Annotated in this window: 1 rRNA gene; it reads left to right on the top strand. The window is 52.8% G+C overall.

The features are described 5' to 3' along the window. A 23S ribosomal RNA gene (locus HQN88_RS37235) occupies positions 1-574 on the top strand; the annotation flags it as partial.

Raw genomic sequence — 574 nt, 5'->3', positions numbered from 1 at the left:
AACCAGGATGTTGGCTTAGAAGCAGCCACCATTGAAAGAGTGCGTAATAGCTCACTGGTCGAGTGACTCTGCGCCGAAAATGTAACGGGGCTAAACACGCCACCGAAGCTATGGCTTGCACGATGTGCATGGGTAGGGGAGCGTTGTATGTACGTTGAATTCTGACCGTAAGGACAGGTGGAGCGCATACAAGTGAGAATGCCGGTATAAGTAACGAAAAGATCAGTGAGAATCTGATCCGCCGAAAACCTAAGGGTTCCTGAGGAAGGCTCGTCCGCTCAGGGTAAGTCGGGACCTAAGGCGAGGCCGAAAGGCGTAGTCGATGGACAACAGGTGGAAATTCCTGTACCACCGTAGCCGTTATGAGCAATGGAGTGACGCAGAAGGATAGTGACGCGAGCTGATGGATGCTCGTCCAAGCAGTGAGGCTGGTTAGTAGGCAAATCCGCTAACCGTAAGGCTGGGCTGTGATGGGGAGGGAAATTTAAGTACCGAAGGTCATGAGTTCACACTGCCAAGAAAAGCTTCTAGCCAGGCGAAGGTGCCCGTACCGCAAACCGACACAGGTGGGTGA

Source organism: Paenibacillus qinlingensis (genome assembly GCF_013204845.1).
Lineage (GTDB): Bacteria > Bacillota > Bacilli > Paenibacillales > NBRC-103111 > Paenibacillus_E > Paenibacillus_E qinlingensis.
The sequence above is the reverse complement of the archived record's forward strand: the minus strand, read 5'-3'. Positions and strand labels throughout refer to the sequence as shown.